Source organism: Sulfurimonas sp., from assembly GCF_014859695.1.
In the GTDB taxonomy this organism is placed as follows: Bacteria; Campylobacterota; Campylobacteria; order Campylobacterales; family Sulfurimonadaceae; genus Sulfurimonas.
In genome coordinates, this window is sequence record NZ_JACUTS010000084.1 from 1 (window position 1) to 7,406 (window position 7,406).

Sequence of the window (7,406 nt, forward strand, 5' to 3'; positions counted from 1 at the left end):
CTAATTATAGAGCAAGTTGGCTTGTTGTCTAATTTGGTATGGAATTATTGGGGTTAATTGCCTAAAGCTTCATGGGGTCGATGATGATTATAATCAATCATCCACTCTTGCACTATTTCTTTTACTTCGCCGAGTGAACCAAAGATGTAACAGTTTAAACATTCTCGTCTGAAGCTACTGTTGAATCGTTCTACTCTAGCATTTTCAGTCAGTTTTCCAGGTCTTATAAAATCTAAAAAAATATTGTGGCTGCTACACCAAAGTTCAAGTTGTGTGGATATAAATTCAGGACCATTGTCAACACGAATCGTATTTGGATAGCCACGCCATTCACAGATACGCTCTAGTACATAAATGACTCTTCTAGCCGGCAGATATGTATCGACTTCTACGTCTAAAAACTCACGATTGTATTCATCGATAACATTGAGCAATCTATATCGTTTGCCGTGCCACAGCGTATCGCTCATGGAATCCATCGACCAAACATGATTGATTGCATATAAATCTTCTAATGGAGTTTGAACCTTTGTCGGCAGACGATGTTTAGTTTTACGTCGTATATGAAGCTCTAAAGCTTTATATACACGATATATTCTCTTGTGATTCCAGAGGGTAGCCTTTATTGCGAATGCGAAAATAGAGCTTCTTAAAACCGTTTCGAGGGTGCTTTTGTGCCAGGTTGTTTAAAATCTCAATCACAGCATCATCACGTTTTTCATTAGGAAAATAGTTTAAATACGGAGACAGTTTTTCGGAATCAATAGATGATATTTTGGTTTACAAAAATTATCTCTATTTGTGTAGAAAACGAGGTGTCATTTGATGTATAAATTACGATAGAAATTTGTACGGCAGAATGGCAAACTCGCTTACCCTAAAAAACATACCTTTTTTGGGTGTATTTTTTTCGCACTTTTTGACAAAAAAATTAGGAGTATTTTGGCCAAAAAATAACTTGACATTTTGTGGTTAACATGTCATGATTAAGGAATAATTTTTAATCGAAAATAATTTTTTAAATTAATTATTTCATAATTTAGAATTCATGCTATTTATTGATTTTGAAGCCTTTCGATAGTGCAATAAGTAGATAAAAAATGAAAAAAACAAGGTGTAAAATGACTGATAAAGATATTAAAAAATTTATTGCAAAAGCGCGAAAGCTTATTGCGCAAGATGCTAGAAATCCTCTTGAACGAGGTGCACGCAAGCGTCCTGCAATGAACTTTTTAAACTCCATCTCCGAGATAATTATTGATTTACTTGATAATCTTTTTACGGTGAGTGACCAAGTCTACCTTATCAACACTATTAATAAAAAGTCCTCAGTAAGTGACACCACTTATTTTAAATTTTTGAATGAAAACCTTAAAGAAGAGTATGATTTATATCGCAAAAACAGGATTTTTGTTTTAAAAATTCATAAGATAAAAGAGGCTCTATTGCTTTACCCTGCTTCTGCAAAAATTCAATTTTCTGCGGTCTTTGGATCAAATGTAAAGGTTTCATTTGACGACTATCAAGCTTTTATGAAAAAATATTACCACGAGCAGCGAGAAGAGTTTTTTAAAGTTCATACTATTAGAAAGTATGATGTAAAGAAAAAAGAACTCGTTCTTCGTGGTAATAGCGGCGGACTAGAGTATGTTACGGTATCTAAGAGAGAAACCTTTAGTGATATTGCACCTAAACTAAAGTCGCTTGCGGCGGGCATTAAAGGTGTTAGTGTCGAGCCCGTAAAAGCAAAGAACAGTAAGGCTGTAAAAACGTCTGAAGTGAAAAAACCTCAAGCCGATAAAAATAAGAACAAGCAAGAGACTGTTTCTTCAAGAAACACTAAAGACAAGAATGGCTTCAATGTTTACGCTTCTCACCTAGAGAGAGACGCGCTTCGGGATAAAGAAGGTGATTTTAGGATAGGCTTGATTGCCGGCGCTGATGTGCATAATCCAAAGCCGCTTTTTAATATTATTAAAGATCGCGATAATTTTCCTGAAGAGATCGTAAACGCTAAATTTCTGCTTGCCAGATACAATCAACAAACCCTTGACATGGAAGAGCTTTATGTGCATCTCAGAGATATCGATCTGATTCACTACGCAGACCCTAATGCCTATGGTCTCATTGATGGATTGCTTTATATTTGTGAGACAAATTATGGCAAAAAAAGAGGCTATGATTTCTATCGTTATTACAAAGGGAATATTTATTTTATTGAAAATATTACATTTGTCAAAGGAAACGTTACGTTCCAAAGAAATATAACTAATTGGTCGCACAAAAATATTACCGGAGAGCTTGCTGAGTATTCGCAAGTCGTACTTGATTTGAAAAATGAAAAACTTTAATTTAAATTACTGTCTTTTGCATAATTTTTATTAATATATCGAATGAGGAGTATTGATCAAAACCAACTCTTCATTTTTTTCATCATATCTGTAATTTACTATCTCACCGGTTATAATAAGTTCAATCACCTGCTCAATAATATCAAGAGGTAGTATAAACCACTCTCTTGGAGTATATCGCTTTCCATCGTCTCCAAAGATATCCACATTTAGGCAAACTTTTCCAAAAAATCTATGAATGAGTTGTTCAAACTTTTGTGTGTTCATATTGTAAGCTTCATAAACAGTTACAATTCTAACAGGTGCCATTAGATATGTCGGTTCATTAATGGCATTTTTTATTCTCTCTTTTACATCTGTTGTTGAGTAGCCGATTTTGTATAAATTTTTAATGGAAGAGATTTTATCATCTATACTTAGAGACTCTAATATATAAATATAGCCGCTTTTGCTATCTTTTTTGCTAATCATCTGTAAATTTTCAAGCAGTTTATCTTCATGACGCGAAACACGCTTACCGTCTCGATAAAGCTCTCTTGAGAGTGAACGCATAAGCACACTTGATTCGGTGCCGTTTTCATAAATACAATACAGCCTTGTATTTGTTTTGCCATTTTTTTTGACCAAACGCCCTTTTGAAGCAACGTAAACCATCACTCCTTTTAAAATATAGAACTCATCTTCATAAATCTCTTGCTCATTTTCAAATTTTGCTAATGCCCGCTTCCCTGTTTTCAAATCATTTTGTACTTCCTTAAACAAAGGTTCGTATTTTTCAAAATTCTTGCAGCTTTTTCTTGTCGCAATATAATCAGGCTTTACAATATCACTATTTTTTGGAACATGCTTTAAAGTAAATATATCCTCACTGTTTTCATTCTCCAGCAATCCAAAAACATCATCATTTAAAATATCATCTATAGAGTTTATTTCTACCTTTTGCAAGATATTGAAGCTATCATAAGGCTTGAGAAATTCAATTTTCTCGGGATTTTGTCTTATACCTTCAAGCCTTGAAAAAAGATTTCTCTCACTCATATTTGCCGATTTTTTAGGCTCATGCCCTTCTTGCTCTATAAAAGCATTGATCTCTTCAAAACTGACAAGAAGCCTATCGTCTTCATTTAAAGTTTTTGCTTTTGCTCTTGCTTCACCTAAAAGCTCAAGAGGATCATCTGCTAAAATCTCATCAAGTGAAAACTCAGCCATTTGCTCTCTCTCGTCTTAGTTTATTGAGAAAGATAAGCGCTTGTGCCATTCTCATTTCTGCAAAATCTCTACTGCCAATATCCGGCATTCTTCCATGTTCACTTTTAAATGCCGGGATTTTTTTATAAAGTATTACAGCTTCTTCAGGAGTCATCTCTATCCTTGTAGCTTCAATACTCTCTTGAATGAGTTTAAGCACATGCGTAGTAACTGATTTTGACAAAATCTCAAAAGCTTTTTGAAATGGATTTATCTGATCAATTAAGTCAATATGCAATTCATCTATATTGACAAATTTATCTGCCATCTTGATAAATTTTTTATCTCCACTTTCTATAATGTGTCCATTTTTCACAACACTATCTACAACTACTTGCTGTCGTAACTCTTCAATTTCACTCTCATTTAAATCAGGATATTTCACTTTGATGATTTTTGGTATTAGTACTCTATTAATTACCTCTGCATCAAGATTTCCAGGGATCGCTTTTATCATCACGTCATCCTGTAAGATAGCAGCTTTTAAGTCATTGAGGTCTGATTCGATGATGCTCTCAACTCTTTTACTAGATGGTGGTTTAAAACCCCTTATTTTGAGCTCACCTTTTTGATTTGGCTCGCTATCGTTCTCAAATCGAGGTTTAAACTTGAAGTTTGGCGCCAAGACTTGCTCCATCAAGAGTGAAGCTGTAATTGCTTTAAGCATATTATTTACGCTGAGCTTTACTTCTACATCTTGCGCATCTGGTTGAGCTATTAAGTTTGTAAATTGCGCATGAGTTTTGTTTTCGCTGTCTCTTGTAGCTCGTCCTATGATTTGAATGATCTCGGTTAAAGAGCTTCTGTACCCCACAGTTAAAGCATGCTCACAAAATGGCCAGTCAAATCCTTCTTTTGCCATACCAAGAGCTATGATGAGATCCATATCATCGACACTTTTGATATTTCTCAAGTATGTTACGACTTTTTCTCTAACTTTAGGATCGTCATTAACCAAATCTGCCACTTTTAAAAGCTTCCCGTCACTTGCTCTTTTTACTATAATAATCCCATCTTCAGTGCTTTGTTCAACTGTCCCTATGATATCAAGAATAGTATCTACCTCTTTGTGCTTGTCTTTTGTAGATTCTCCAGAATTTACATTTGGTATATGCAAAATCGTCTTTTTATCAGTATCTAAAATATCAGCTATAGCACTTGTATATCTTCCTTGATAAAAATGATAACCGATGCCTAAAGATTTTAGATGCTCATAGCCATTTAACTGTTCGTAATAGTTGTAAGTCACTTTTGTAAATTTTGCTTCATCTTCTGGCAGGAGTACCGGTACACTATCACCTCTAAAGTATGATCCAGTCATAGCGACTATGTGAGCTGTTGAGTTTGGTATGACACTTCTTAGTAGCTCACCTAGCTGATTTTCTCCATCAGCTGAAACATGATGAAACTCATCAATAGCCAACAAACAGTTATCAAACTTAGCATCATCAAGCTCCTTAAAGGCAAATCTTAGTGTTGCATGAGTGCAAATAAGTATCTGCTCGTCACCCGCCATAAACTTTTTAAAAGCTCCCACCTTGCTTTTTTCTCCACCGGGAGTACAAAGATTGTAAAGAGGATTCGGCTCCCAAGAGGTAAAAAAACCGTTTGATTTCAAATCAGTAGTGCCAAACGAACCACCAATTGATCTCTCAGGAACAGCAACAATAACTTTTTTTAAACCTTGGTGATAAAGTTTATCCAAAGCAATAAACATCAAAGCTCTCGACTTACCAGAAGCAGGCGGCGCTTTTAGCAGCAAGTATCGCTCATTTCTAGCTTCAAAAGCTTTTTCTTGCATGTCTCTCATGCCGAAACTGTTTATTTTTTTACTCTCGCCTGTTTGAGCGTAATTTACTTCTATGATGTTTGTCATTTTAACCTCTTTATATCTGCTTTATTTTATATTGGATCTGAATGCGTGTGGTATTTTTTATTCATAAATTTACCTATAGTCAAACAAGCATCAAGCAAATTTATTGCAGAGAAAGCCTTGATATAGGTTGTTTTGTATCTATTTTCAGTAAAACTTAAGTTATCAATGAAACAACGGTGAAGCAAATTTGAGATCATTTTGCCCACCATGGGATATACTTTCTTGCTTTAGTTCCAACACTCTCATCATATATAAAGATTTTTTCCTCTTTGAGTGTTTCATTTATGATTTTTGAGACCATAGAAATATTTTTCTTATCTATGGCAAATCTTTCTCTTAAAGAAGTATTGGTCATATAGTCTCTTTGAATATATCTTAAACTCGCATGTTGGTAACAAGCTCGTGTTTTATCCGATTTATCCATATCTTTTAGTTCTTTATGAGCAAATAATATTGCTACTGTATGCTCATTTGTCGTTTCAAATATAGGAGCAGGAAGTTGATAGATTTCACTTTGCATTACTATTTTATCAATACCACTTCCTCTCTCTTCACAAACACCGATTCGTCTCATAAAAGAAGCTAAAGCTTCATTCCGTGATTTTGGAGGAGAGTCTAAAAATCTATCTGTATCAACAAGTGGTGTCCCAGGATTAGTCACTTCAAAGCGATTTGAAAAGATTTCAATCATTACAGAGCTTCCTGTTTGAAAAAAATCTTGATGAATAATAGCATTGGCTACTATCTCCCTAATTGAAAGCTCAGGATACATTCTTATGTTTTCTCTAAATGCCTGTTTGATAACTTCATTTGAAGGCAATATATTATTTATATAATCGATTAAGCCTTCAAATCCAACTGCATATCCCTTATTGCCTTCTCTCTCTTTAATGGTTTCAAATTTTGTATTATCTTTGTATTGTATAACTCTAATAGCTTTGCGTTTTAGGTTGCTGAAGCTATTTAAATTTTTTGCAAAAAGGATAGCACCTAAGTTTGTTATAGAGTATTTCCCATTTTCTGTTTTCTTTATGAGGTCATCATTTATTAAACTCTCTAAAATCGCTTGTCTATTCTCTGGTAATGGCAAGTTTAATAGTTCAAAGTATTTTGTATATTCTAAATAATTTAAAACTTCACTGTCATCTAAATTATCTACTGCTATCTGCTTTTCAAAAGGAACTCTGTCAAATACCCTCCACAGTTCTCTCTCTTTTTCTGGCAACTCTTTTAACTTCTTTTTGTGAGAATTTAGCCGTATATATTCCACCCCGCTAAATGTAACAGGGTTTATATTGGCAGGTGCTATTTCTAGTAAAACTACCTCTTTTTCATCTATCGTCACCTCATAAAATTTAAAATCTATTTTTGGGGTTAGAAGTCTTAACAGCCAGTTTTCTAATGCTTCATTACCCTTTGTGGTAACTGATGGCTTAAATGTAGTTCCGAGTATTTTATGAGTTGCATCATCAACTCCCCATATCATATATGCATTTGTTTTACTATTGAGTGCTGCTGAGTTTGATAAAGCACTTATATATTCACCTATCATCTCTTTATCATCATTGTTATGCTTAAACTCTAGCCATTCTGTCTCATTCGGTTGCTTGAGTAGCTCTTTGATAAGAGATATTATATAGTCGTTACTTCTAGTTATGCTCATATTAGCTCACTTTTTAAGTTCATTTTAGTTAATTCCTTCCATTTTTAAATATTTTTATTTTTGCTTTCAATATCGTTATCTTTATTTTTTAAAAAGTAAATTTTTAACATCTTTAATATTTGTAACTATTTCTTTTAAAATAGTTCCATCTCCATGTTTTTTATCTAAAGATTCACTCACGTTATATGAGATAGTTTTAATTGCAGAATCTAATAATTATAACGTCCCCATTTGTCAAGACCACTTAAAGCAACATTCTTATTTCACT

Annotated in this window: 4 protein-coding genes and 1 pseudogene; 1 reads left to right on the forward strand and 4 read right to left on the reverse strand. The window is 33.9% G+C overall.

Annotated elements, in window-relative coordinates; translation table 11 throughout:
* Positions 1-53: 53 nt before the first annotated feature.
* Positions 54-726 (reverse strand): annotated as a pseudogene (locus tag IBX42_RS10560) (IS3 family transposase); the annotation flags it as partial.
* 395 nt (positions 727-1,121) lie between these two features.
* Here IBX42_RS10560 and IBX42_RS10565 point away from each other — a divergent pair.
* Positions 1,122-2,351, forward strand: a complete 1,230-nt coding sequence (locus IBX42_RS10565; protein WP_294932710.1) for a hypothetical protein — start codon at positions 1,122-1,124, stop codon at positions 2,349-2,351.
* A 30-nt stretch (positions 2,352-2,381) separates the two neighbouring features.
* Here IBX42_RS10565 and IBX42_RS10570 read toward each other — a convergent pair whose 3' ends face one another.
* The 3 genes from IBX42_RS10570 to IBX42_RS10580 all read right to left on the reverse strand — a co-directional run bounded on the left by IBX42_RS10570 (position 2,382) and on the right by IBX42_RS10580 (position 7,138).
* Positions 2,382-3,560, reverse strand: a complete 1,179-nt coding sequence (locus tag IBX42_RS10570; protein WP_294932712.1) for a GIY-YIG nuclease family protein — start codon at positions 3,558-3,560, stop codon at positions 2,382-2,384.
* A complete protein-coding gene (locus tag IBX42_RS10575) occupies positions 3,553-5,475 on the reverse strand; it encodes a DEAD/DEAH box helicase (protein ID WP_294932714.1) in 1,923 nt (640 codons plus the stop codon). Before IBX42_RS10575 ends, IBX42_RS10570 begins: the two co-directional genes overlap by 8 nt.
* A gap of 193 nt (positions 5,476-5,668) precedes the next feature.
* Positions 5,669-7,138, reverse strand: a complete 1,470-nt coding sequence (locus tag IBX42_RS10580) for an ATP-binding protein (protein WP_294932716.1) — start codon at positions 7,136-7,138, stop codon at positions 5,669-5,671.
* Positions 7,139-7,406 lie beyond the last annotated feature (268 nt).

Bases quoted from the DNA above. Each gene is read 5' to 3' on its own strand.
- IBX42_RS10565 (WP_294932710.1), top strand. From the start codon at position 1,122: ATGACTGATAAAGATATTAAAAAATTTATTGCAAAAGCGCGAAAGCTT.
- IBX42_RS10570 (WP_294932712.1), bottom strand. From the start codon at position 3,560: ATGGCTGAGTTTTCACTTGATGAGATTTTAGCAGATGATCCTCTTGAG.
- IBX42_RS10575 (WP_294932714.1), bottom strand. From the start codon at position 5,475: ATGACAAACATCATAGAAGTAAATTACGCTCAAACAGGCGAGAGTAAA.
- IBX42_RS10580 (WP_294932716.1), bottom strand. From the start codon at position 7,138: ATGAGCATAACTAGAAGTAACGACTATATAATATCTCTTATCAAAGAG.